22 protein-coding genes are annotated in these 22,789 nt (G+C 71.7%); 9 read left to right on the top strand and 13 right to left on the bottom strand.

All coding sequences use genetic code 11. The features are described 5' to 3' along the window. Positions 1–22: 22 nt before the first annotated feature. The gene (locus AC0L6F_RS05040) at positions 23–265 is read right to left on the bottom strand and encodes a zf-HC2 domain-containing protein (RefSeq protein WP_274637879.1); all 243 of its coding nucleotides are present in this window, start codon (positions 263–265) and stop codon (positions 23–25) included. Then, positions 262–852 (bottom strand): sigma-70 family RNA polymerase sigma factor, encoded by a 591-nt coding sequence (locus AC0L6F_RS05045; protein ID WP_259613174.1) that lies wholly within the window; start codon positions 850–852, stop codon positions 262–264. The genes AC0L6F_RS05040 and AC0L6F_RS05045 overlap by 4 nt, the downstream gene beginning before the upstream one ends. Positions 853–948: 96 nt before the next feature. Between AC0L6F_RS05045 and aroA the strand changes: the two genes are divergently transcribed. The 3 genes from aroA (at position 949) to bcp (ending at position 4,223) form a co-directional block, all read left to right on the top strand. Beyond that, the gene (gene aroA / locus AC0L6F_RS05050; RefSeq protein ID WP_274637878.1) at positions 949–2,307 is read left to right on the top strand and encodes a 3-phosphoshikimate 1-carboxyvinyltransferase; all 1,359 of its coding nucleotides are present in this window, start codon (positions 949–951) and stop codon (positions 2,305–2,307) included. Positions 2,308–2,320: 13 nt separating this feature from the next. Continuing rightward, complete coding sequence (gene rsgA, locus AC0L6F_RS05055; protein ID WP_473539393.1) at positions 2,321–3,364, top strand: ribosome small subunit-dependent GTPase A; 1,044 nt, start codon at positions 2,321–2,323, stop codon at positions 3,362–3,364. A 391-nt stretch (positions 3,365–3,755) separates the two neighbouring features. Continuing rightward, positions 3,756–4,223, top strand: coding sequence for a thioredoxin-dependent thiol peroxidase (gene bcp / locus AC0L6F_RS05060; RefSeq protein WP_473539394.1), 468 nt, complete (start codon positions 3,756–3,758; stop codon positions 4,221–4,223). A gap of 28 nt (positions 4,224–4,251) precedes the next feature. On the opposite strand, the gene AC0L6F_RS05065 is transcribed toward bcp, so the two are convergent. Next, positions 4,252–4,653 carry a histidine kinase gene (locus tag AC0L6F_RS05065; protein ID WP_274637875.1) on the bottom strand — a complete coding sequence of 134 codons (402 nt, stop codon included), beginning with the start codon at positions 4,651–4,653 and terminating at the stop codon, positions 4,252–4,254. Between the two features lie 252 nt (positions 4,654–4,905). On the opposite strand from AC0L6F_RS05065, the gene AC0L6F_RS05070 reads away from it, so the two are divergent. After that, entirely contained in the window at positions 4,906–5,154 is a 249-nt protein-coding gene (locus tag AC0L6F_RS05070) for a WhiB family transcriptional regulator (protein ID WP_039397845.1), read from the top strand. 51 nt (positions 5,155–5,205) lie between these two features. Here the strand turns inward: AC0L6F_RS05070 and AC0L6F_RS05075 are convergent, their stop codons facing one another. Genes AC0L6F_RS05075 through AC0L6F_RS05085 form a run of 3 tightly spaced genes read right to left on the bottom strand, consistent with a single transcriptional unit; the run spans position 5,206 to position 8,621 of the window. Next, positions 5,206–6,699 (bottom strand): PAS domain-containing sensor histidine kinase, encoded by a 1,494-nt coding sequence (locus tag AC0L6F_RS05075; protein ID WP_274637874.1) that lies wholly within the window; start codon positions 6,697–6,699, stop codon positions 5,206–5,208. 9 nt (positions 6,700–6,708) lie between these two features. Beyond that, positions 6,709–7,980: a CpaE/TadZ family protein gene (locus AC0L6F_RS05080; RefSeq protein ID WP_473539396.1), complete on the bottom strand. Its 1,272-nt coding sequence runs from the start codon at positions 7,978–7,980 to the stop codon at positions 6,709–6,711. Beyond that, positions 7,977–8,621 (bottom strand): SAF domain-containing protein, encoded by a 645-nt coding sequence (locus tag AC0L6F_RS05085; RefSeq protein WP_473539397.1) that lies wholly within the window; start codon positions 8,619–8,621, stop codon positions 7,977–7,979. Before AC0L6F_RS05085 ends, AC0L6F_RS05080 begins: the two co-directional genes overlap by 4 nt. A 98-nt stretch (positions 8,622–8,719) precedes the next feature. Here AC0L6F_RS05085 and AC0L6F_RS05090 point away from each other — a divergent pair, with 98 nt between their 5' ends. Next, positions 8,720–9,001, top strand: coding sequence for a helix-turn-helix domain-containing protein (locus AC0L6F_RS05090; protein ID WP_473539398.1), 282 nt, complete (start codon positions 8,720–8,722; stop codon positions 8,999–9,001). Between the two features lie 53 nt (positions 9,002–9,054). Here AC0L6F_RS05090 and AC0L6F_RS05095 read toward each other — a convergent pair whose 3' ends face one another. Beyond that, positions 9,055–9,690: a hypothetical protein gene (locus tag AC0L6F_RS05095; protein ID WP_274637871.1), complete on the bottom strand. Its 636-nt coding sequence runs from the start codon at positions 9,688–9,690 to the stop codon at positions 9,055–9,057. Between the two features lie 155 nt (positions 9,691–9,845). Here AC0L6F_RS05095 and AC0L6F_RS05100 point away from each other — a divergent pair, with 155 nt between their 5' ends. After that, positions 9,846–10,271, top strand: a complete 426-nt coding sequence (locus AC0L6F_RS05100) for an Rv3235 family protein (RefSeq protein ID WP_473539399.1) — start codon at positions 9,846–9,848, stop codon at positions 10,269–10,271. Between the two features lie 45 nt (positions 10,272–10,316). Here the strand turns inward: AC0L6F_RS05100 and AC0L6F_RS05105 are convergent, their stop codons facing one another. The 3 genes from AC0L6F_RS05105 to AC0L6F_RS05115 all read right to left on the bottom strand — a co-directional run bounded on the left by AC0L6F_RS05105 (position 10,317) and on the right by AC0L6F_RS05115 (position 15,203). After that, complete coding sequence (locus AC0L6F_RS05105) at positions 10,317–11,546, bottom strand: pyridoxal phosphate-dependent aminotransferase (protein ID WP_473539400.1); 1,230 nt, start codon at positions 11,544–11,546, stop codon at positions 10,317–10,319. A 51-nt stretch (positions 11,547–11,597) separates the two neighbouring features. Beyond that, positions 11,598–14,414 carry a preprotein translocase subunit SecA gene (secA, locus tag AC0L6F_RS05110; protein ID WP_473539401.1) on the bottom strand — a complete coding sequence of 939 codons (2,817 nt, stop codon included), beginning with the start codon at positions 14,412–14,414 and terminating at the stop codon, positions 11,598–11,600. 123 nt (positions 14,415–14,537) lie between these two features. Further along, entirely contained in the window at positions 14,538–15,203 is a 666-nt protein-coding gene (locus tag AC0L6F_RS05115) for a hypothetical protein (protein WP_473539402.1), read from the bottom strand. A gap of 299 nt (positions 15,204–15,502) precedes the next feature. Between AC0L6F_RS05115 and AC0L6F_RS05120 the strand changes: the two genes are divergently transcribed. Next, positions 15,503–16,135 carry a PadR family transcriptional regulator gene (locus tag AC0L6F_RS05120; RefSeq protein ID WP_473539403.1) on the top strand — a complete coding sequence of 211 codons (633 nt, stop codon included), beginning with the start codon at positions 15,503–15,505 and terminating at the stop codon, positions 16,133–16,135. Positions 16,136–16,230: 95 nt separating this feature from the next. Here AC0L6F_RS05120 and AC0L6F_RS05125 read toward each other — a convergent pair whose 3' ends face one another. The 3 genes from AC0L6F_RS05125 to AC0L6F_RS05135 are packed head-to-tail and all read right to left on the bottom strand — an operon-like array spanning position 16,231 to position 20,824. Next, a complete protein-coding gene (locus AC0L6F_RS05125; protein ID WP_473539404.1) occupies positions 16,231–18,960 on the bottom strand; it encodes a multicopper oxidase domain-containing protein in 2,730 nt (909 codons plus the stop codon). Continuing rightward, on the bottom strand, positions 18,957–20,180 hold the full coding sequence (locus AC0L6F_RS05130) for a hypothetical protein (protein ID WP_473539405.1): 1,224 nt from the start codon (positions 20,178–20,180) through the stop codon (positions 18,957–18,959). Before AC0L6F_RS05130 ends, AC0L6F_RS05125 begins: the two co-directional genes overlap by 4 nt. After that, positions 20,177–20,824 (bottom strand): helix-turn-helix transcriptional regulator, encoded by a 648-nt coding sequence (locus AC0L6F_RS05135; protein ID WP_274637859.1) that lies wholly within the window; start codon positions 20,822–20,824, stop codon positions 20,177–20,179. Before AC0L6F_RS05135 ends, AC0L6F_RS05130 begins: the two co-directional genes overlap by 4 nt. 30 nt (positions 20,825–20,854) lie before the next feature. Here AC0L6F_RS05135 and AC0L6F_RS05140 point away from each other — a divergent pair, with 30 nt between their 5' ends. Together AC0L6F_RS05140 and AC0L6F_RS05145 are read left to right on the top strand one after the other, a co-directional pair. Next, positions 20,855–21,211: a DUF2249 domain-containing protein gene (locus AC0L6F_RS05140; protein WP_473539406.1), complete on the top strand. Its 357-nt coding sequence runs from the start codon at positions 20,855–20,857 to the stop codon at positions 21,209–21,211. Positions 21,212–21,274: 63 nt separating this feature from the next. Next, the gene (locus AC0L6F_RS05145; RefSeq protein ID WP_473539407.1) at positions 21,275–22,627 is read left to right on the top strand and encodes a coiled-coil domain-containing protein; all 1,353 of its coding nucleotides are present in this window, start codon (positions 21,275–21,277) and stop codon (positions 22,625–22,627) included. Positions 22,628–22,789 lie beyond the last annotated feature (162 nt).

Here is a 22,789-nt window from a genome sequence, read left to right on the forward strand (position 1 = left end):
GTCGAACCGCCGGAGTGCAGACTCAGTGGGTGGCCTGCACCTCGCGCAGCCGCGACAGCACCTGCTCGCGCAGCTGCTCGGGTGCCGCCTCGGCGCACGAACGCGCCACCACCTCGGTGAGCGTGCGCGAGACGAGCGCCTCGTCGCGGCATCCCGGGCAGGTCTCCAGGTGGTCCCGGATGTCCGTCGCGGCGGTGCTGCACACCTCGTTGCGGAGGTACTCCTCGAGGTCCTTCCTGGCCTTCTCGCAGCCGCAGTCCGTCATTTCTTGCTCCCTGTTGCGGTGATCCCGCGTTCCTGTGCGTATTCGGCGAGCAGTTCACGAAGCAGGCGTCTGCCACGGTGCAGACGGCTCATGACCGTGCCGATCGGGGTCTTCATGATGTCGGCGATCTCCTGGTAGGCGAAGCCCTCGACGTCGGCGAGGTACACCGCCATCCGGAAATCCTCGGGGATCGACTGCAGCGCGTCCTTGACGACGCTGGCCGGCATGTGGTCGATGGCCTCGGCCTCGGCCGAGCGGGTGGTCCGCGCGGTCGTCGACTCCGCGCCGCCGAGCTGCCAGTCCTCGAGCTCGTCGATCGGGCTCTGGTACGGCTCGCGCTGCTTCTTGCGATACGTGTTGATGTAGGTGTTGGTGAGGATGCGGTACAGCCAGGCCTTCAGGTTCGTGCCCTGGGTGAACGTCTTCCAGGAGGCGAACGCCTTGACGAACGTCTCCTGCACCAGGTCGGCGGCATCCGCCGGATTGCGCGTCATGCGCATGGCCGCCGCATACAGCGGGTCCATGAAGGGGAGGGCCTGCTCCTCGAACTGGGTGCGCGCGTCTGAGGCGGCCTGTGACTGGTCCATCGCGGGCAAGTCTACGTGTGCGATCTCCGGCGCGATAGCGCGCTCCAGGGTGGCGATCATCCGGCTCCTCTCGGGGGTTCGTTAGGGTAGAACCCGATGACCGACCTCCGGTATTCCCCCGACACGTCCGGGCCCGCGCCGACCCCGGACGCGCCCTGGTGCGCGCCGCAGGCCTCCGGCCCGCTGGATGCCACCGTCAGTATCCCCGGCTCCAAGTCGCTGACCAATCGCGAGCTGGTGCTTTCCGCCCTGGCGGACGGCCCGAGCCGGCTGCGGGCACCGCTGCACTCGGATGACTCGGCCCGCATGATCGAGGCGCTGCGCGCCCTCGGCGTGGACATCGTCGCCGAACCCGGCGACGGCGAGTTCGGCGACGATCTGGTGATCACCCCGGTCACGCCGTTCCGCGGCACCGGCACGCTGGACTGCGGTCAGGCCGGCACCGTGATGCGCTTCGTCGCGCCGCTGGCGGGACTCGTGGCCGGCGACATCGAGCTCACCGCCGATGCCAGTGCGCTGCACCGGCCGATGGGTGCGATGATCAAGGCGCTGCGCGATCTGGGCGTGGACATCGACGACGGCGGGCACTGGGCGCTGCCGTTCACGGTCCGCGGGCGCGGGCAGATCCGCGGCGGCGAGGTGACGATCGACGCGAGCGCGTCCAGCCAGTTCGTCTCGGGCCTGCTGCTGGCGGCCACCCGGTTCGACGTCGGACTGCACCTCGTGCACGAGGGTGCCCGACTGCCCAGCATCCCCCACATCGACATGACCATCGAGGCCCTGGGCCGACGCGGCGTGCTGGTGGAGCGGCCCAGCCCCACCGAGTGGGTCGTCCCCGCCGGATCGATCCGGGGCAAGGACCTCCACGTCGAGCCCGACCTGTCCAATGCCGCGCCGTTCCTCGCGGCGGCCATGGCCGTCGGCGGACGTGTGTCGGTGTCGGGGTGGCCCGCGCATTCGACGCAGCCGGGGGCCATGCTCCCCGACATCCTCTCGCTCATGGGAGCGCGCACCCATCGCCGCGGCGGGGCGCTGCATGTCACGGCCGGCGAGCGCATCGCCGGCGTCGTCATCGACCTGTCGGCGGCCGGCGAGCTGGCCCCGACGCTGGTCGGGCTGGCCGCGCTGGCCGATGCGCCGACGACGATCCACGGCATCGGCCACATCCGGCAGCACGAGACCGACCGCTTGGCGGCCCTGGTGACGAACCTGCGGGCGCTCGGCGGCGAGGCCGACGAGCTCGAGGACGGCATCCGCATCGTGCCGCGGCCGCTGCACGGCGGGCTGTGGAAGGCCCACCACGACCACCGGATCGCCACCACCGGCGCCCTGATCGGCCTGGTCGTGCCCGGGGTGGAGGTCGACGACATCGGCACCACCGCCAAGACCATGCCGCAGTTCCCGCAGCTGTGGGCGCGGATGCTGGGCGACGAGTCGGGGGAATCCGCGGCATAGCCGCGCAGGCGCGATGAGCTGGCTCGACGGCGACGACGAGGACGACGACGAGGAGTTCGACGAGTCGGATGTCCGCGTCCGCCCGAACCCGAAGGCGAACCGGCCGCGCACCAAGCGCCGGCCCGAGCACGCCGACGCGATCACCGGCCAGGTCTGGGGGGTCGACCGCGGGCGATATCACGTGCTGGTCGAGGAGGACACGCCCACCGAGCACACGGTGCTGGCCAGTCGTGCGCGCGAACTGCGCAAGCAGCCCATCGTGACCGGCGACCGCGTGCGGCTGGTCGGCGACACGTCCGGCGACGAGGGGACGCTCGCGCGCATCGTCCGGATCGAGCCGCGCCGGACGCTGCTGCGACGCAGCGCCGACGACACCGATCAGGTCGAGCGGATCGTGGTGGCCAACGCCGACCAGATGCTGGTCGTGGTGGCCGCGGCCGACCCGGAGCCGCGCGAGCGGCTCGTCGACCGCTACCTGATCGCGGCGCTGGATGCCGGCATCCGCCCTCTTCTCGTGGTGACCAAGACCGATCTGGCCGACCCGACCGAGTTCCTGCGCCATTTCGAGGGCATCGACCTGACCGTCTTCCGGAGCCGGCGCGACCACATGCCGACCGACGAGATCGGCGCGGCGCTGGTCGGGCACGCCACCGTGTTCGTCGGGCACTCCGGCGTCGGCAAGTCGACGCTGGTCAACGCCCTCGTGCCGGAGGCCCGGCGTGCGACCGGGCACGTGAACGAGGTCACCGGGCGCGGGCGCCACACCTCGAGCTCGACGGTGTCGCTGCGGTATCGCGGGCCGGCGGGCGCCGGCTGGGTGATCGACACGCCGGGGGTGCGCTCGTTCGGCCTCGGGCACGTGAACCCCGACCACATCCTCGACGCGTTCACCGACCTCGCCGAGGCGGCGAAGGAGTGCCCGCGCGGGTGCACGCACCTGCCGGACGCGCCCGATTGCGCCATCATCGAGGCGGTGGAGTCGGGGCGCCTCGGCCCGACGGCCCCCGGCCGACTCGACTCCCTGCAGCGGCTCCTCGCCACCTTCGCCGATCGCTGACCCTCCCCTCCCGCCCCTCCCTCCCCTCCCGCCCCTCCCGCCCCTCCCGCCCCTCCCGCCGAGATTGTCCTCCATCCGCCGAGATTGTCCTCCGTCCGCCGAGATTGTCCTCCGTCCGCCGAGATTGTCCCGGACCCGGAGCACAACCTCGCGAGACCGAGCACAACCTCGCGAGACCGAGCACAACCTCGCGAGACCGAAGACAACCTCGCGGGACCAAGCACAACCTCGCGAGACCGAGCACAACCTCGCGAGACCGAAGACAACCTCGCGGGACCAAGCACAACCTCGCGGGAGCGAGCACAACCTCGCGGGACCGAAGACAACCTCGGCGGGAGGCGGAGACAACCTCGGCGGGAGGCGGAGGGCGGGGCGGCCGTAGGCTGGGGGTATGGCAGAGCTGAATCCCGGAGACCCCGCGCCCGACTTCACCCTCCCCGATCAGGACGGGAACCCGGTGTCGCTGCACGAGCTGCGCGGGCAGAAGGTCATCGTCTACTTCTACCCCGCGGCGATGACGCCCGGCTGCACCACCGAGGCGTGCGACTTCCGCGACAGCATCGGCTCGCTCCAGGGCGCCGGCTACACCGTGCTCGGCATCTCGCGCGACACCGAGGAGAAGCTGCGCGAGTTCCGCGAGCGCGACGGCCTCACCTTCCCGCTGCTCAGCGACCCCGACCACGCCGTGCACGACGCGTACGGCGCGTGGGGCAAGAAGATGACCTACGGCAAGGAGATCGAAGGCGTCCTGCGCTCGACATTCGTGATGGATGCCGAGGGCACGATCACGCTGGCTCAGTACAACGTGAAGGCCACCGGCCACGTCGCCCGCCTGCGCGCGGCGCTCGGCGTCGACTGAACCGAGCCCACGGCCCCGCGTCGAGCAGTCAGCGGCGCCCGTCCTCGTCGCGCTTGCGTTCGATCCCCGCGCGGCGCACCTCGAGGATCAGCGGCACCAGCCCCGCGACGCCGACGACGGCCAGCCCGAGCCCGATGAGCGGGTGGGCGTAGGCGCCGGTGACCGCGCCCAGAGCGACGGCCAGGACGAGCAGCTGCGCGACGATCCCGCCGCTGCGTCCCCAGGAGATGTCGCGCGCGGTGCCGACGGCGAACGCGGCGACCGCGGCCGCGCCGATGACGGTCAGCACGATCAGCGCGATCCCGCTCACGGCCGAGCCGGCATCGCCCGACATCAGCTCCAGCACCTGCCAGCCCGCCACGATCAGCAGGCCGAGTGCCTCCAGCGCCAGGACGATCGTCGCGATCCGCGCCGACGCGTTGGTTCGCATCCTCTGGTCTTCCTTCCGTCCGTGCCGCGGCAGCCCGCGCACTCGGCGAACTGCTAGCTTCCGGCGGGGAAGTCGTCAGAAAAAACCTTGATTCGACCGCAGGGCTGTGAAAGCATTGTTCACGTTGTGTGCTCCCACAGCGGCGTGGGGCGAGCACCGAGCTCGCACAGCTTCCAGGCTAGCGGAACCCGAATTCGCCCTGGATCGCGACCCGACACGACCAGACATCCCTCAGTCAAGGAGCACCCTGCAATGGATTGGCGCGACAAAGCCGCATGCCTCACCGTCGACCCCGAACTGTTCTTCCCGGTGGGCAACACCGGGCCGGCCGTCGATCAGATCGAGAAGGCCAAGGCGGTGTGCGCCCGTTGCACGGTCACCGAGATCTGCCTGCAGTACGCCCTTGAGACCGGACAGGACTCGGGCGTGTGGGGCGGCCTCTCCGAGGACGAGCGTCGCGCCCTGAAGCGCCGCGCGGCCCGCGCGCGCCGCGCGAGCTGACGCCGCCCGCCCGCCGACCCCCGGTCAGCAGACCGCGCGAGCCGGCACTCCTCAGCTGACGTCGCGCTCGATGTAGCGCAGCGGGATGTCGATGGTCACCTCGGTGCCCAGCCCCTCCAGCGTGTGCCAGTCGATCGATCCACTGAGCTCGCCCTGGATGAGGGTGCGCACGATCTGCGTGCCCAGCCCCTGGCCCACCTGTCCCTCGGGCAGGCCCACGCCGCTGTCGCGCACGCTCACCTCGAGTCGTTCGTCGTTCCGGCTGGCGTCGATCTCGACGACGCCCTCCTTGCCGGCCAGCCCGTGCTCGACGGCGTTGGTGACCAGCTCGGTCAGCGCCAGCGCCAGCGGCGTCGCGTACTCGCTCGGCAGCGTGCCGAACGTGCCGGTGGTGTGCGTGCGCGCCTGCGTGTTCGCGCCGGCGGCCACCTCGGCGACCAGCTTCAGCACCCGCTGGAACACGTCGTCGAAGTCGACGTTCTGCGCGAGCCCCTCCGAGAGCGTGTCGTGCACGACGGCGATCGCCGAGACCCGCCGCATCGCCTGGGTGAGGGCGTCCCGCGCCTCGTCCGAGTGCGTGCGTCGGGCCTGGATGCGCAGCAGCGACGCCACCGTCTGCAGGTTGTTCTTCACCCGGTGGTGGATCTCGCGGATCGTCGCGTCCTTGGTGATCAGCTCCTGCTCCTGGTGACGCATCTCGCTCACGTCGCGGCAGAGCACGATGGCCCCGATCCGGGTGCCGTGATCGCGCAGCGGGATGGCACGCAGCGAGACGGTCACGCCTCGGGCCTCCAGATCGGTGCGCCACGGCGCCCGGCCGGTGACCACGAGCGGCAGCGACTCGTCGAACTGATGCTTCTCAGGCAGGATGTCGGTCACGATCTCGATCAGCGGCAGCCCCTCGAGCTCGTCGTCGAACCCGAGCCGGTTGAACGCCGACAGCGCGTTCGGGCTGGCGAACGTGGTCATCCCGTCCACGTCCAGCCGGATCAGCCCGTCGGATGCACGCGGCGCCCCGCGACGCGGCCCGGTCGGGGCCGACAGATCGGGGAAGTCGGCGGACGCGATCATCCCGAACAGGTCGTCCGCGCAGTCGTTGAACGTGATCTGCTGCCGAGACGGCGTGCGCGCCTCGCCCAGGTTGGTGTGCCGGGTCAGCACGCCGATGACGTGCGGCTGCTCGCCCGCCCGCGGCCGGGTGCGCACGATCGGGACGGCCCGGACCCGGGTCGGGGTCTCTTCGAACCAGTCCGGCGAGGCCGAGTCGACGATCTCGCCGCTGGTGAACGCCGACCGCACCTGCGTGCGCCACTGCGGGCGCACCCGCTCGCCCACGATGTCGCGATAGAACAGCGTCGCCGCTCCCCCCGGCCGGGTGTGCGCGACGGCGGCGAACGACCCGTCCGCGGTGGGCACCCACATCACCATGTCGGCCACGGCCAAGTCGGCCAGCAGCTGCCCGTCGCCGGCGAGGCGGTGCAGCCATTCCACGTCGGCCTCATCGGAGAGGCCCTCGGCATAGACGAGATCGGTGAGGGTCGACACCTGAACAGCCTATGGGGCGATCACGCCATCCGGTGCGAGCACCCGCGTCCGCGCGCGAGCACGTCGCCGGGTGGGGCGAGTGGATGCCGCGGGTGGGGCGATCGCCTCGGCCACGACGCGGCGCATCGCCAGGGTGAGCGGAGATTTCGGCGCGACGTCGGCGATCGGGCGGGCCGCGAGCAGTGCGGCGTCGACGCTGCGCGGATCCTGCGGCACGAACCACACGTCGCGGATGCCGGCGAACCGCTCCAGCGTCCGCCGCACCTGCCCGTGCGCATCGATGCCGAGCGTCCCCGGCCGCAGCCGGTTCGCGATCACCGTGACGGGGGTCGTGCCGATGGTCGCCCGCAGCTCGGCATGTGCGCGCAGGAATCGCGCCACCCCCAGCGGGTCGGCGGCGACCACCGCGACGACCCGGTCGGCCGCGGCCAGGGCCGCGAGGGTGGCCGCGTTCCGTCGCGGTCCGTCGGTCAGGTCGCTGACGATCTCCTCGTCGCGCTCCAGCGAGGATGCCACATCCACGACCGTGTGCGCGGCCCACTGCCCGCACGCCTGCAGCGCCGCAGCCACCCGCTGCTCGGCCAGTTCGGGCCAGCGCGAAGGGCGGTTGATGCCGGGAAGCACGTCGATCGAGCCGTCGCCGACGCTCACCGGCGTGCTGATCCGCTCCAGCTCGGCCGCATCCAGGGCGCCTCGGCCGGCCTGCCGGCAGGCGACGGCGAAGCCGGGCCCCTCGTCGGCCAGGCCGAGCATGAGCGCCAGCGACGGCGCGTGGCTGTCGGCGTCGGCCAGGCACACGTGCGTGCCGCCGCGGCTCAGCTCGGCGGCAAGCTCGATCGCCAGGGTGGAGCGTCCAGGCGCGCCGGACGGCCCCCACACCGCCATCACCCGTGACGATCCCTCGGCACGGGTGCTCGCTCCCGGCCGCGCGGCCGCGTCCGGCGCGACGGCGACGGCGTCGATGATCGCCCACGCGTCGGCGTCGGCGGGCAGGATCGGGCCGAGCCCGAACGTCGCGGCCAGTCGGGCGTCGGCATCCGTCCCGCACAGCGGCAGGATCCGCACGCCGCCCGCATCGCAGGCGGCGACCAGCGGCGCGGTGAGGGTCTGTCGGTCCACGTCGAGCACCAGGGCGTCGGCGGCCCGCAGGGCCTCGTCCGCGGCGCCGTCGGCCGGGGCGCGCGGGTCCACGACCGCGGCCGGCGGCGTGCCCGCCCGGGTCAGCTGGGCGGCCAGCACGGCGGCCTGCGCAGCGGCCATGGCCAGCACGAGCGAGGTCATCCGCGACCCCCCAGCGGCACGACCGACAGGGCGGACTGCGCCGAGATCGCGGCCAGCGTGTCGGCGACCTCGGCCCGCGGGATGACCAGCTCGAGCGAGGCCGCCCCGCCGCCGATCATCGAGTCGTCGCGGGTGACCTGGACCACGGTGGCGCGCGGGATGAGGATGCTCGGCGGGTCGTATTCGTCGCGTCCGGTCTGTGCGGCCGCCCACAGCTCCACCGCGGTGCCGGCCCGCACGGCGGTGGGCACCTCGACGCTGCTGCGCACCACGACGGTGGTGACGGTCGCCGCCGATACCGGGGCCGAGGCCGCCCGCGGGACCAGCTCGCCCGCCTCGATCGTGCGGGTGGCGACCGCGTCGAGTGCGCCGCCGGGGACGAGATAGGAATCGACGGTGTGCCCGAGGGCGACGTCGACCACCGTCAGGTCGTCGGCGGTCAGCTCCTGCCCCGGCACGATGGTGTGCGAGGCGGCATAGACCGGCGTGGTCTGCCGGGACAGCGCCACCACGGCCCACACGCCGCCGATGGATGCCGCGATGAGAACGATCCCCAGGAAGAAGCGCGCATCCGTCCAGAAGCCGCGTCGGCGCGCGGGGACGCGTCGATCGGCCGCGGCCGCGCTGTCCAGTCCACTCATGACCTCCATCGTGGCCCAGAACGGACGAGGGCGTCGAAAGTTATCCACAGGTGCCGCCGAGCGGCGGTGCGCGCCCCCTTCCCGGTCATAATGAGTGCATGCCCGATACCCCTCGTCCCGAGGTGCGTCTGATCACCCCCGCCCAGGTGGCGGAGGCGCTCAGCGTGTCCGTCGACGAGGTGATCGCACTGGCCATGGAGGGCCGGCTGCGCGGAGTGCGGGTGGGGCGCCCGCCGCAGTGGCGGATCGATGAGGACAGCGTCACGGGGTACCTGGACGAGCAGGCCGAGGAGGCCCGGCGGATCGCGCTGTGGCGGCAGTCCAACGCGGCCAGCTTCCCCGAACTGTGGGGCACCGGGACGGTGCGCCGGCCGGACTGACCCGCCGGCCGGACTGACGAGCCGTCACGGGCCGTCGTCGGTCCGGGTCTTCGTCACCGGGGCGCGGTCGGCTCGTCCAATGCCACCCAGGAGAGGGCGTGGAACGGCACCAGCCGCATGCCGGTGACGGTGCCGGACCGGCGCGGCTCACCGAGGTCGTGCACGGCCAGGTCGAGGTGATCGGCCAGCGCGCGGTCGATCGTCCCGGTGAGGGTGCGTCCGCCCCGCAGCTGCAGGGTCACCGCCGCGCGCCGCCGCGCGATGTCGCGCAGCACGAAGCCGAGGGTCATCCGCTCGCTCAGCCCCGCCCGGGTCGGGATGCCGTCGCCCCGGGCGCTGCGCAGCAGCTCGGCCTCCGGCATCCCCAACTCGCGGATCGCCTCGGCGGGGACGATCACCGCGCCCGCTCCGTGCCCCGCACGCAGTTCCGGCCTCGCACTCCCGGCGAGCAGGGTGCAGCCGATCCAGTCCACGCCGACCGCCGTCAGCCGGCAGGCCAGGGTGCGGTCGTCGGCCAGGGTGAGGGAGAGCGGCGGCGCCGGATCGGCGGCCAGGGCGCGCAGCCGCTCGCGCAGCGGCAGACGGGACAGGCGCAGTCGCTCCGCCTCGGAGTCCAGCGCGACGCGCTCGGCCTCCCATTCGGAGTCGAGCTGATCCTCGAGGTCTTCGAAGAACCGATCCCAGCGCACGCCCCAGAGAGTACGCGATCCGCTCCGGACGAGACGAGTTATCCACAGGTGAGAGGCTTCTCATCAACCTGGGAGTTGCCTGTGTGCTCTACTGGGTCGCGGAAGACCTGGCGACCTTCCGCGCACAGGACGCGGGAGAGGGAGAGAGGTGCCCGATGGCGACGGAGCCCGCGGTGCGGATGGTCCCCCGGCGAGAGCACGACCATGATCCGGGCGCGCCGGAGCGGACCTCGGCCGCAGCGCTCCCCGACCCGGATCCCCTGCTGCGCAACCTCACCCAGGGCGTCCTCGAGGCGCTCGCCGGCGTCCGCGACGTGCACCAGCTGGCGCGCTGGATGACCGAGGACGTCTTCCGCTCGGTCGCGCTGCGCGCCGCGCTCGCGGCCCGCGCCCGCAGCGCCCGCGGCGTGGCCCCCACCCGGCCGGTGCACGTCATCCGGTCGGTGCACCGCACGTCGCCCGCGGACGACGTGGTCGAAGCCGTGGTCGTGATCGGGGGACCTGCGCGCACGCGCGCCGTGGCGCTGCGGCTGGAGGGGATGGACCACCGCTGGCGGGCGACGTCCCTCGCGCTGCTCTGACGACCGCTGCTCTGACCAGCGCTGCTCTGACTACCGCTGCTCTGACTACCGCTGCTTGTACGACGAGAGGAAGTTGCCGATCCGCTCCACGGCGTCGGCGAGCACCCGCGGCTCGGGCAGGGTGACGATCCGGAAGTGGTCGGGCGTGGGCCAGTTGAATCCCGTCCCCTGCACCACGAGCACGTGCTCGGCGATCAGCAGGTCGTAGATGAACTTCTCGTCGTCGCGGATCTCGTACACGTTCGGGTCGAGCCGCGGGAACGCGTACAGCGCCCCCTGCGGCCGGTAGCAGCTGACTCCGGGGATGGCCTCCAGCCCCTGCCAGGCGATGTCGCGCTGCTCGTGCAGCCGCCCGGTCGGTCCGATCAGCGCGTCGATCGACTGGACGCCCGACAGCGCCGCCTGCACGGCGTGCTGGGCCGGCACGTTCGGGCACAGCCGCGTGGACGCCAGCAGGGTGATGCCCTCGATGAAGCCGCTCGCGTGGTCCTTCGGCCCGGTGATCACCAGCCACCCGCTGCGGTAGCCGGCCACCCGGTAGGTCTTGGACAGGCCGTTGAAGGTGAGGCAGAGAAGGTCCGGGGCCAGAGTCGCGAGGCTGATGTGCTGCGCCCCGTCGTACAGGATGCGGTCGTAGATCTCGTCCGCCAGCAGCAGGAGCGAGTGCTCGCGGGCGATGTCGACGATCCCCTGCAGCGTCTCGCGGGTGTACACCGAGCCGGTGGGGTTGTTCGGGTTGATCACCACGATCGCCTTGGTGCGGTCGGTGACCTTGCTGCGGATGTCCTCGAGGTCGGCCTGCCAGTCGTTGTCGGGGTCGCACCGGTAGTGCACCGGCGTCCCGCCGCCGAGGCTGGTCATCGCCGTCCACAGCGGGTAGTCCGGGGTGGGGATGAGGACCTCGTCGCCGGAGTCGAGCAGCGCCTGCATCGTCATCGTGATGAGCTCGGACACGCCGTTGCCCAGATACACGTCGTCGGGGTCGAAGGCGGGGAACCCGGGGATCTCCTCGTAGCGCGAGACCACGGCGCGCCGCGCCGACATGATGCCGCGGCTGTCGCTGTAGCCGTGCGCGTACGGGACAGCCTCGATCATGTCGCGCACGATCTGGTACGGCGCGTCGAAGCCGAAGATCGCAGGGTTGCCGGTGTTCAGCTTGAGGATCTTGTGCCCATCTGCCTCCAGCCGTCCGGCCTCGACCAGGGCTGCTCCACGGATCTCGTAGAGGACGTCCTTGAGTTTGGTCGACTGGTCGAGCGGGCGAAGCGGAGTCATCCGATCAGGATATCCCCCCGCGCCCCGGCCCTTGCGCCGGGGGGCGGGATGCTACTTCCGCTTCTGCGAGGCGCGGCGATCGGCGCGGTTCTGCGCGGCCGGGGCCGACTGCGGCGGAGCCGAGGTCGGCTGGCCGAACGCGCCGCGGGCGGTGGGGGCATCCGCCTGTTCGGCCGCCGGCGTGGCGGCTGCGGCCGCCGCGGCGGCCTGGCGCAGTCGGCTGGTCGCGGCCTGCTGCACCTGCCCGCGGTCGTTGCGCACCTCGACCTCGCCGATGTCATTGGATGCCGAGTACTGCAGCCGCTGGTTGTCCGGCGCCGGCGCGACCAGGCCCTTGGCCTCGACATCCAGCTCGCCTTCGGCCTGTGCGCGCACCTCGACCTCGAGGTTGTAGAGGTAGCCGACCGACTCCTCCTTGATCTGCCCCATCATGGTCTGGAACATCTGGAAGCCCTCGCGCTGGTACTCCACCAGCGGGTCGCGCTGCGCCATCGCGCGCAGGCCGATACCGTCCTTGAGGTAGTCCATCTCGTACAGGTGGTCGCGCCAGCGACGGTCGAGCACCTGGAGCACCACGCGGCGCTCGAGCTCTCGGACTGCGGCGTCGCCCAGGGTCTCTTCGCGCTTGCCGTAGGCGATCTTCGCATCGGAGAGGATCTCGCGCTTCAGGCCCTCGGGCGTGATCCTGCCCTTCGTTCCGGCCTCGGCGACCACCTCGTCGATCGTGACGCTGACCGGGTACAGGGTCTTCAGCTCGGTCCACAGCGCGTCGAAGTCCCAGCTCTCGGTGTGGCCCACCGAGGTGTGGTCGTCGATGATCGCGGTGATCGTGTCTTCGATGAAGTGCTCCACCCGGTCGGCGATGTCGTCGCCCTCGAGCATCTGCCGGCGGTCGGCGTAGATCGCCTCGCGCTGGCGGTTGAGCACGTCGTCGTACTTCAGGACGTTCTTGCGGATCTCGGCGTTGCGCGCCTCGACCTGCGCCTGGGCGCTCTTGATCGCCCGCGAGACCATCTTCGACTCGATCGCCACGTCGTCCGGGAAGTTCGTCCGGTTCAGGATCGCCTCGGCGGCGCCGGACTGGAACAGGCGCATCAGATCGTCGGTCAGGGACAGGTAGAACCGGCTCTCGCCGGGGTCGCCCTGACGGCCCGAGCGGCCGCGCAGCTGGTTGTCGATGCGGCGCGACTCGTGCCGCTCGGTGCCCAGCACGTACAGTCCGCCGACCTTCACGACATCCTGGGCCTCGGCATCCACCTTCGCCTTCATCTCGGCGTACACGTCGTCCCAGGCGGCCTCGTACTCCTCCGGGGTCTCTTCCGGATCCAGCCCCTTGGCCTTCATCTCCTGCACGGCGAGGAACTCGGCGTTGCCGCCGAGCATGATGTCGGTGCCGCGGCCGGCCATGTTCGTGGCGACGGTGACGGCGCCCTTGCGCCCCGCGCGGGCGACGATCTCGGCCTCACGCGCGTTGTTCTTCGCGTTCAGGACCTCGTGCTTGATGCCCTTCTTGGCCAGCAGCCGCGACAGGTACTCGCTCTTCTCGACGCTGACCGTGCCCACCAGCACCGGCTGGCCGGTCTCGTGCCGGTCGGCGATGTCCTCGACGACCTGGACGAACTTGGCCTGCTCGTTCTTGTAGACCAGGTCGGCCTGGTCCTTGCGGATCATCGGCTTGTTCGTCGGGATCGGCACGACGCCGAGCTTGTAGGTCGACATGAACTCGGCCGCCTCGGTCTCGGCGGTTCCGGTCATGCCGGCGAGCTTCTCGTAGAGCCGGAAGTAGTTCTGCAGCGTGACGGTGGCCAGGGTCTGGTTCTCGGCCTTGACCGGCACGGCCTCCTTGGCCTCGATCGCCTGGTGGATGCCCTCGTTGTACCGGCGCCCGACCAGGATGCGGCCGGTGTGCTCGTCGACGATCATCACCTCGTCGTTCATCACGACGTAGTCCTTGTCGCGCTTGAACAGGGCCATCGCCTTGATCGAGTTGTTCAGGAACGAGATCAGCGGAGTGTTGGCCGACTCGTACAGGTTGTCGATGCCGAGGTAGTCCTCGACCTTCGCGATGCCCGGCTCGAGCACGCCCACGGTGCGCTTCTTCTCGTCGAACTCGAAATCGACCTCGGGCTCGAGCGTGCGCGCGATCTTGGCGAACTCGGTGAACCAGCGGTTGGCCTCGCCGGATGAGGGCCCGGAGATGATCAGCGGCGTGCGGGCCTCGTCGATGAGGATCGAGTCGACCTCGTCCACGATGGCGTAGTGGTGGCCGCGCTGGACGAGGTCCTGCTTCTGCCAGGCCATGTTGTCGCGCAGGTAGTCGAAGCCGAACTCGTTGTTCGTGCCGTAGGTGATGTCGGCGTTGTACTGCTCGCGGCGCACCTCGGGAGTCTGCCCCGACACGATGGTGCCGGTGGTCATGCCCAGCGCGCGGAACACGCGGCCCATCAGCTCGGACTGGTAGCTGGCCAGGTAGTCGTTCACCGTGATGACATGTACGCCCTTGCCGGCGATCGCGTTCAGATAGGACGGGAGGGTGGCGACCAGCGTCTTGCCCTCACCGGTCTTCATCTCGGCGATGTTGCCGAGGTGCAGCGCCGCGCCGCCCATGAGCTGCACGTCGTAGGGGCGCTGACCGAGGGTGCGCTTGGCTGCCTCGCGCACCGCGGCGAACGCCTCGGGCATGAGCTTGTCCAGCGACTCGCCGTTCTCGTGCCGCTCGCGGAACTGCGCGGTCTCGTCGCGCAGCTCGTCGTCCGTGAGCGCCGCGTACTCGTCTTCGAGCGCGTTCACGGCTCTCGCCACCTGCTGGAGCCGCCGGATGAGGCGGCCCTCACCGGCGCGCAGCAGTTTCTCGAGGGGGTTGGCCACGGAGGATCTCCATCTATCGGGTGGGCGTGCCGCGCTGACGCTCGTCGCGCGCCGACGCCCGGGCACATCCATCTATGTTATCCATCGGTGACCTTTGAGGTGGCTGGCAGGCGGCGGATCCGATCAGGCGTCCGCCGGCGGATACACCGGCACACCGGATGCCGCGGCCCGGGCCTGCAGCCCGGCGACGATCGCGACCACCCCGAGGCCGACCAGCGCCACCGTCCGACAGAGGATGAGCACGGAACCGTACGCCAGGATGGCGTCGCCCGTGGCGAAGGCCGGGGTGGCGAACACGGCGTACTGCACGAGGGCGGGAACCACGCACAGGGCCAGCGCGATGGCCGGAATCCAGCCGAACGCCCGCGGAACGACGCCGGCGCGCCAGACCTGCACAACGGCGACGACAGCCAGCACGACCGGGACCAGTTCGATCACGATCCCGACGATGGCCCGAGCGTCCTCGTTGGCGTCGTCCACCGGAGCGCCCAGCGCGGGGATCATGGGCAGGATGCTGCGCAGCAGCAGCGGCCAGACGCCCAGGCCGATCAGCATGATCATCCCCAGCATCCGGCGGGCCACGACGCTGTCGCGGCCGATGGCGAACAGCACGAACGCGGCGCACCAGAGCGCGGCGCCGGCCACATCGAGTACGCCCGACGCGCCGATCGGCACGCTCACCGACCACAGCAGGCCGGGCAGAACGCTCGCGATCAGGCAGATGCCGCCCCACACCCAGGTGCGCCGCACGATGCGCACCGGCGCCGGCGGCACTGTCGGAGCATCCATGCCCCGACTCTACCGATCCCGACACGCCCGAGCCCTCGCGCGCGCCTTCGCCGCCGGGGACCCGCCGCGACCGCGGATCCGCTGAGACCGGGGATCCGCCGCGACCTTTCGCCGAGACCGGGGATCCGCCGCGAGACCGAGGGGTGCGTCATCGGTCTCACGGCAGATCCCTGGTCTCGGCAAGGAGCGGGAGTGACGACGAGGCGCGACACGCCGCGTCCGAGAGCAGGGGGCCAGGTTTCTCGGTATGTATATACTCGGCAATTACATACCCGGAAATGCCATCGAAGGAGACGCGGATGTCTGTCAAGCAGAGCCTGCTGGCGATCCTGGATCAGGGTCCCTGCTATGGATACCAGCTGCGCCACGAATTCGACCGGCGCACTGGGTCGACGTGGCCGCTGAATGTGGGGCAGATCTACAACACGCTGGAGCGCCTCGAGCGCGACGGGTTCGTCGCCAAGGGCGAGGTCGACGAGCAGGGGCACGTCTTCTTCGAGATCACGGATGCCGGCCGCGCCGAGGTGCGGTCATGGCTCGGCTCGCCCGTGGCCCGTGGCCAGGGCACGCGCGACGAGCTCGCGGTCAAGCTCGCGCTGGCGGCGACGCTGCCGGGGGTGGATGTCACGGCGGTGATCCAGACGCAGCGGCGGGCGTCGCTGGCGCAGCTGCAGGAGCTGAACCGGGCCAAGTATGCGGGCGCCGATCCGGAGGGCGCGGAGGAGCTCGCCTGGTCGCTCGTCGTGGACTCGATGATCTTCGCCACGGAGGCCGAGGTGCGGTGGCTGGATCACACCGAGCAGCGCCTGGCGCTGCGGCCGCGCCACGCCATCGGCCTGGAGCTGTCGACCGAGCGGCCGCGGCGCGGCCGGCCGGTCCGCGTCGAGCCGGTCCGCGTCGAGCCGGTCCGCGTCGAGGAGGCCGCGCGATGAGCGAGGCGATCCTGCGCCCGGTCGGCGTGGGCACGGGTAGCCTCAGCCTGCGGGTCGAGCGCGGTCCCGACCCCATTTCACCGGTTCACCGCGGCCTACTTCGTCACGTCGAACAGCCCGTGCGCGCCGCGCTCGGCGTCGATCATGTAGTGCGACACGAACGGGTAGTGCCCGGCCTCGGGGAAGGTCAGCTCGACGAAGCCGCCCTGCGCGGGCGCCAGCGCCAGCGCCTGTGAACCGGAGGTTCCGGACCGTTTCAGCAGGTATGCGCCTTCCGCCCACACGGTGTCGAACTGGCCGCCGACCACATGGAAGCTCGTGGCGCGGTCGGGTCCGGCATCCAGCACCCAGATGCGCACCCGGTCGCCGACCTTCGCCGGCAGCGGGGCGTGGTCGTACTGATCGGCATAGCCGTTGAACACCACGAGGTCGGGCGCGTCGGCCGCGATCTTGGCGGTGTCGACCAGGCCGCCGTCGTGCGCGCCCAGGTAGTACTCCCCCTGCACCAGCACGTACGACTCGTCCACCGCCGGCAGGCCCGCGGGCTCGATGATCACCGCGCCGTACATTCCGCTGGCGATATGCGCCGTCATCGGCATGGTCGAGCAGTGATACATCCAGATGCCCGAGCGGTTCGCGGTGAACGTGTAGACCAGTGACTCCCCGGGCGGGATGGTGCGCATCGGCTCGTCCGGCGCCAGCGATCCGGCATGGAAGTCGATCGAATGCCCCATGTCGCCCTTGTTCACCAGGGTGACCACGAACGTGTCGCCGACCCGCCCGTGCAGCACCGGGCCGGGCGCCGTCCCGTTGTACAGCCAGAGCGTCTGGATGACCCCGGGCGCCACCTCGACCTTCTTGTCGGTCACCGTCATCGTCACCCGGTGCGTGACCGGGCCGGATGCCGCGGGCAGCGCCGGCAGCGCCGCCTTGTACGGCCGGAACCCCGGCCCGGGATCGGCCGCGAGATCGATGCCGCCGGCGGCCCCGTGGTCCATGCCCGGCATCCCCGGCATGTCGCCCAGGGCATCCGTCGCGGATGGGGACGGCGAAGCGGATGCCGCCGCCCCGGCGGATGCCGCGGACCCGGTCGCCGTGATCGTCATCGTCATCCCGCGCTGCCGATGCCCGATGATCGAGCACCAGCCCTCCAGATCGCCCGTGATCACGCCGACGTCGATGGTCTCGCTCGCCCCCGGCGCGAGCCGCGAACCGGCCACCCCGTTCGCGAACACCAGGTCGTGCACCATCGAGGGGTCGGTGTTGGTCAGCTCGATCTTCAGTCGCGTGCCGACCGGCACCTCGATCGTGCTCGGCGAATAGCGGAAGTCCGCGGCATCCACCTGCACGACCTTCACCGGAGCATCCGTCGGACCGGCCGCCGGGGCACCCCACCCGAGCGAGATCGGGTCGATCGCCACGGTCACGGCCACCGCCAGCACCACCGCCAGCAGCCCGGCCACGGCCTGGCCCGCCCGGTGCGGCTTGTCGCCCTCGGGCGTGATCGGCCCGTGCGGCCGCTCGCCCGAGGCCATGCCGGCCTTCGTCGCGGCCAGCCCCGTCCCCGAGCGCTTCGCCCGCGCCTGCGCGCGCATCCCGAGCAGCATCAGCACCAGGAACGACGCCATCGCGACGAAGTAGAGGACGGATGCCACGACCCGCATGAGACTGGAGACCGGCAGCGCACACACCACGAGCGCGGCGTTGGCGGTCGCGATCCGCAGCGCGCCGCCGCGGTCGAACGCCGCCGTGCCCACGCGCACCGGCGTCGGTCCGCCGCCCACGACGACCGGGATCAGGTAGCTCAGCGCGCCGATCAGCACCTGCGCGGCGAAGCCCGCCGCCAAGAACGGCACCGTCCCGGCCACCGCGGCTTCGACCCCGGCCAGCCCCGCCCCGTTCCAGAAGCTGACGATCGTGGCGACGATGATCGCGATCACGCATCCGGTCCACCACAGGAACGCCATGCCCACCGACAGCGCCGCGAACGTGTGCGGCGGCGCCTGCCGCGCCGCACGCCAGAGCGAGGTCGCGATGATGCCCAGACCGACCGCGTACGCCGTCAGCCCGAGCGCGAGCACCGGCAGCAGTCCCGCCGCCGCGCCGGCCGCGGCCACCAGCACGCCCGCCGCCAGCACCGGCAGCGCGACATCCGCGCGCGCCGCGGCCCGCGCATCGGCGCGCGTGCGCAGGATCGTCGGCCAGAGCGTCACGATGGTGCCGGCGACGGTCAGCCCGATCCAGCCCAGCACGTTCAGCAGCGCGTGGGCCAGCACCAGGGTGCCGGCGGAGTTGTCGTGCGCGAGCCAGGCGCCCAGCCCCGCCCCGATCGGCAGGATCGCCGCCGAGGCGATGTAGTAGCGGATGGTGCGTCCGAACCGGCCCGGCAGGCTGCCCCGCGATCGCGCGTACAGGCTCGCGCCGTGCCAGATGACCGCGACGATGAGGGATGCCGCGCCCACGAGCGTGAGCGGCCAGACGGCGCTCATCATCCCGGCCACGACCAGCAGCGCTCCCCCGTTGGCCAGCAGCAGCCGCACCGACTGGCGGCGGCGATCGCCCCGGGTGGGTGCGGAGCGCAGCAGCGCATACGAGAAGTACTGGCTCCACACCAGGATGGCGTGGGTGACCGCCCCGAGCAGCAGCAGGTGGAGCATGAGCCAGGTGGCCACCGGCAGCCAGCGGTGCGCGATCACCGCGATCACGACGAAGATCAGCCACATCAGGGTCGGGATGTCGCGCAGCACCCAGAATCCGCGGTTCGGCGCCTTCTCATCCTGCGGCCGCGGCGCGGGGGCGGGGGTCAGCGGAGTGCGGGCGCTCATGCGTCTCCTTCGGGCGAGGCCGGTGCAGCACCGGGGGTGGGGCGCGGCGCCGTCGTCACGCGGTGTGCGAACATCCCGAACGTCGCGGTCGCGGCATCCGTCGTCTTCTTCTTCGCCGCGTTCTTCGCGGCGTTCTTCGTCGGGCCCAGCACGGCGCTGGTCACCGCGGTGATCACGAACAGGAGCAGCCCGGCCACCCCCAGCACGCCGCCGATCTGCCAGCCGAGCGGCAGGCCGAGCGCGTCGCCGAGCCAGAGGCGGACCACCAGGCTCAGCTGCACGAGCACGACCGGCACCCAGAACGCGGGGCGGTACGGGAGCGCGATGTGCAGCACGCCGGGCAGGATGGTGGTGGCGTGGGCCATGATCATCGAGATCGTGTAGCCGAGGAACACGGCGTGCACCACCGCGTCGTAGACGGGCTGCGAGGTCGGCTCGCCGAACAGCAGCGCGACGCCGGCCACGGCCAGCCAGAAGTACCCGGCGAGAATGCAGGCGGCCATGTACCGGGCGCCGCCGCCGGCGCGGATGGTGCGCCGGGCGACGTCGTGCACGACCAGCCACAGCACCAGGCCGAGCAGCGCCAGGCCCATCGCGATCGCGCCGAGCGTCGGCGAGACGACGCCGATCACCAGGGCGGCAACGACCGTCCAGGCGTGCACGAGCAGCCGCGTGCCGGCGTGCGGGCCCATCGTGGTGCGGGCCAGCTCGACCCGTTCGGCGGCGATGGTGAGCACCACGAAGCCGATCAGCCACGGCAGCGTGCGGTCGATCGTGGACTGGCCGAGCCAGATGATCGCCCCCGCGCATCCGATCGCGGCGCCCAGCAGCTGCACCAGCAGCGGCGCGTCGAACTGGCGGTGCCACAGCGGCACGTAGACCAGCGCGAACGCGGCGGTGCCGGCCACGAGCACGGCCTTGGCCGCCGTCAGCGGCACGGGGTCGGCCAGCAGCAGGATGCCGCCGAGCCCGAGCAGCGCCGGGGCGAGGTAGCCGTACCAGCGGCGCAGCGCCGTGGCGCGTTCCAGCGCGATGAGAGTGCCGACGAAGCCGAGCACCATGAGCGGACCGTGCACCTCGGGCAGGCGTGCGGAGGTGACCGGGGCGGGCACGCCGATCAGCAGGAGCGCCGCGTCGAGCCCGGCCAGCAGTGCCAGCCCCGCCGGCAGGATCCAGACCAGACGCCAGGTCGGACGGCGTCTGTCGTGGGCGGCGCTCACGACGCGGCCTGCAGCAGCAGGGTGCACTCGCCGGGTCCGGTGAACGGGATCAGCCGGCTCTCGGCATCCGAGCCGCGGGCGCGCAGGATGCCGTCGATCATGCCCTGGTGCACCGCGCAGACGATGGCCGGATGCCGCGAGGCGGCCTCGATCAGCGGGCAGCGCTGCAGCAGCACGACATCTCCGGTGTCGTTCGGGGCGAAGCCCTGCTCGCGCATCACCTCGACGACCGTGGACCGGGCGTCCTCGCCGTCGCGGTCGGCGACCATCTGCTCCCCCCAGGCGCGCCCCGCTTCGCGGGCCTGCCCGGCCGGGTCCGCGCTCGTGCGCGCGAGGGTGTCGGCCAGCGCGGCGGCCAGGCCGGCATACGGGTTGGCCGGTTCGGGGCTGGTGGCCTGCCAGAGCCAGGCGGGCCGGCCGCGGCCGGTGGAATCCTCGCGCTGGCGGCGGACATATCCGTCTGCCCGCAGCTGCTCCAGGTGGCCGCGGACGGTGTTCTCGTGCAGTCCGGTGGCGTCGGTCAGCGCCGCGGTGGAGACGGGGGCGGTCTGCGCCTCGACCATCCGCAGCACCATTTCCCGCGTCGAGGAGTGACGTCTCCCGTTGGCCGCGATGCGGCGGCGTCTGCCCTCGTCAATTTCCACGGGATCCAGTGTAATAAACTCTGGGCACGCGTGTACACACTGACGAACGGAGCAGCCATGGCCAGCATCGAGATCCACCGCTCACACGACGAGGCGGTCGACCAGAACCCCACCGCCCAGAACCCGACGGCAGGGTGCACCTGCGGAGAGGTCGACGAGGACCTGCCCGAGCTGGACGTCCAGACCATCCCGCACGCGATCCGGCACGCGGCGATCTTCGGCGCGATCGACGCCCTGCGCCCCGGCGCCGCGATGATCATCTCGGCGACCCACAACCCGATCCCGCTGCTGAGCCAGCTCGAGGCCCGGTACGGCGACGCGTTCAACACCGCCTACCTCGAGCAGGGCCCGGAGCGCTGGCGCATCATCATCCGCAACGTCGCCTGATCCGGCCGCGCGCGCAGCACTGGGCACACAGCGCTCTGCAAGCGAGCCTCCTAAGATGCCGCCATGAGCGGATTCTGGGGACGGCGCACGCGCGATCAGATCACCGGGCAGGATGTCGACCTCGCCCGCCGCGCCGACGCCGCGCTGATCGCGACCGACGAGCGCCTGCGGCTGACCGCGGACGAGCTGGCCTTCGCCGAGGCCGAGCTCGGCGAGGACGCGACGGCGCCACTGCGCGAGGCGCTGACCTCGGTGCGCCATCACCTGCGCGAGGCGTTCCAGCTGCACCAGCTCAACCACGACGAGATCCCGGACACCCCGGACGAACTCCGCACCCGCAACGCCCGCATCGTGCAGCTGTGCGAGTGGGCCGAGAACCTCATCGAAGAGCGGATGTCGGCGCTGTCCGACCGGATCGCGCTCGCGCGGCGCGCGCCGCAGATCCTCGCCGGCGTGCGCGACGACACCGTCGCGCTGCGCGCCCGTCTCGACCCGGCCCGCGCCGCGATCGATCGGCTCGGCGCCCGGTATGCGGACAGCGCCCTGCGGCAGGTCCGTTCCAACCCGGCCGAGGCCGAGCAGCTGATCGGGTTCGCCGAGCACAGCGCGCGCGTCGCGCACGACCGACGCGAAGCCGATCAGCGCGAGCCGGCCAATCTCGCGCTCGAGGCCGCCACCGAAGCCGTCCGCCGCGCTCGCGCGCTGCTGGACGCGGTCGACAACTTCGAGATCGAGGCGCTGCGGGCCGAGTCCACGCTCGGCGCGGTCGTCGACGACTCGCGCGAAGACCTCGTCGTCGCCCGCACCGCGCCGCAGACCCCCGAGGTCGGCGCCGCGGTCGAGCGCCTCGAGCACGCGCTGTCCGCCCTGCCTCCCGCCGGGGTGACCACCGACCCGTTCTCGCTGCTGACCGCGCTGAGGGAGGCCAACGCCGGACTGGATGCCGCGATCGCGACCGCACGCGAGCGGGCCGAGCATCCGATCCCGTCCGCCGACCAGGTGCGGCACGCGATCGACGACGCCGACCGGCAGCTGGCGATCGTGCGCGACCTGATCGGCGGGCATCGCGGCTGGATCGGGGCGGACGCCCGCACCCGTCACGCCGAGGCCGAGCGCATCCGCGAAGAGCTCTCGCGGCTGGTCGGACCGGATGCCGCGCTCGGCGCCCGCGAGATCGACGAGGATCAGCGAGAGCAGGCGCTGGCGCTGGCCCGCCGCGCCGGATACCTTGCGGCCGAGGCGCTGCAGCTGGCCCAGCGCGATATCGACGCGGCGCGGCCGCAGGCCGATGCCGGCTGGGGCGGCGCACCCGGCGGCTGGGGCCAGGGCGGCCGGCGCGGCGGAACGGGCGACGCCATGGGCGGCATCCTCGGCGGCCTGGTCATCGGCAGCATCCTGGGCGACATCTTCGACTGAGCACCGCTCCGTGGCGGTGGCTTCATCTGTCGCTGTTGCACATGAAAGCGCGCGCCGGGTGTGCAAGCGCGACAGATGAACCCGTGTGACCGGCCGCGTAGGCGGCCACGGGCGTCGAACTCGCGACCACGACGGGCCGCAGAGCGCGGGCGGTCGAGCCCC

This window comes from Microbacterium sp. G2-16M (genome assembly GCF_055809115.1).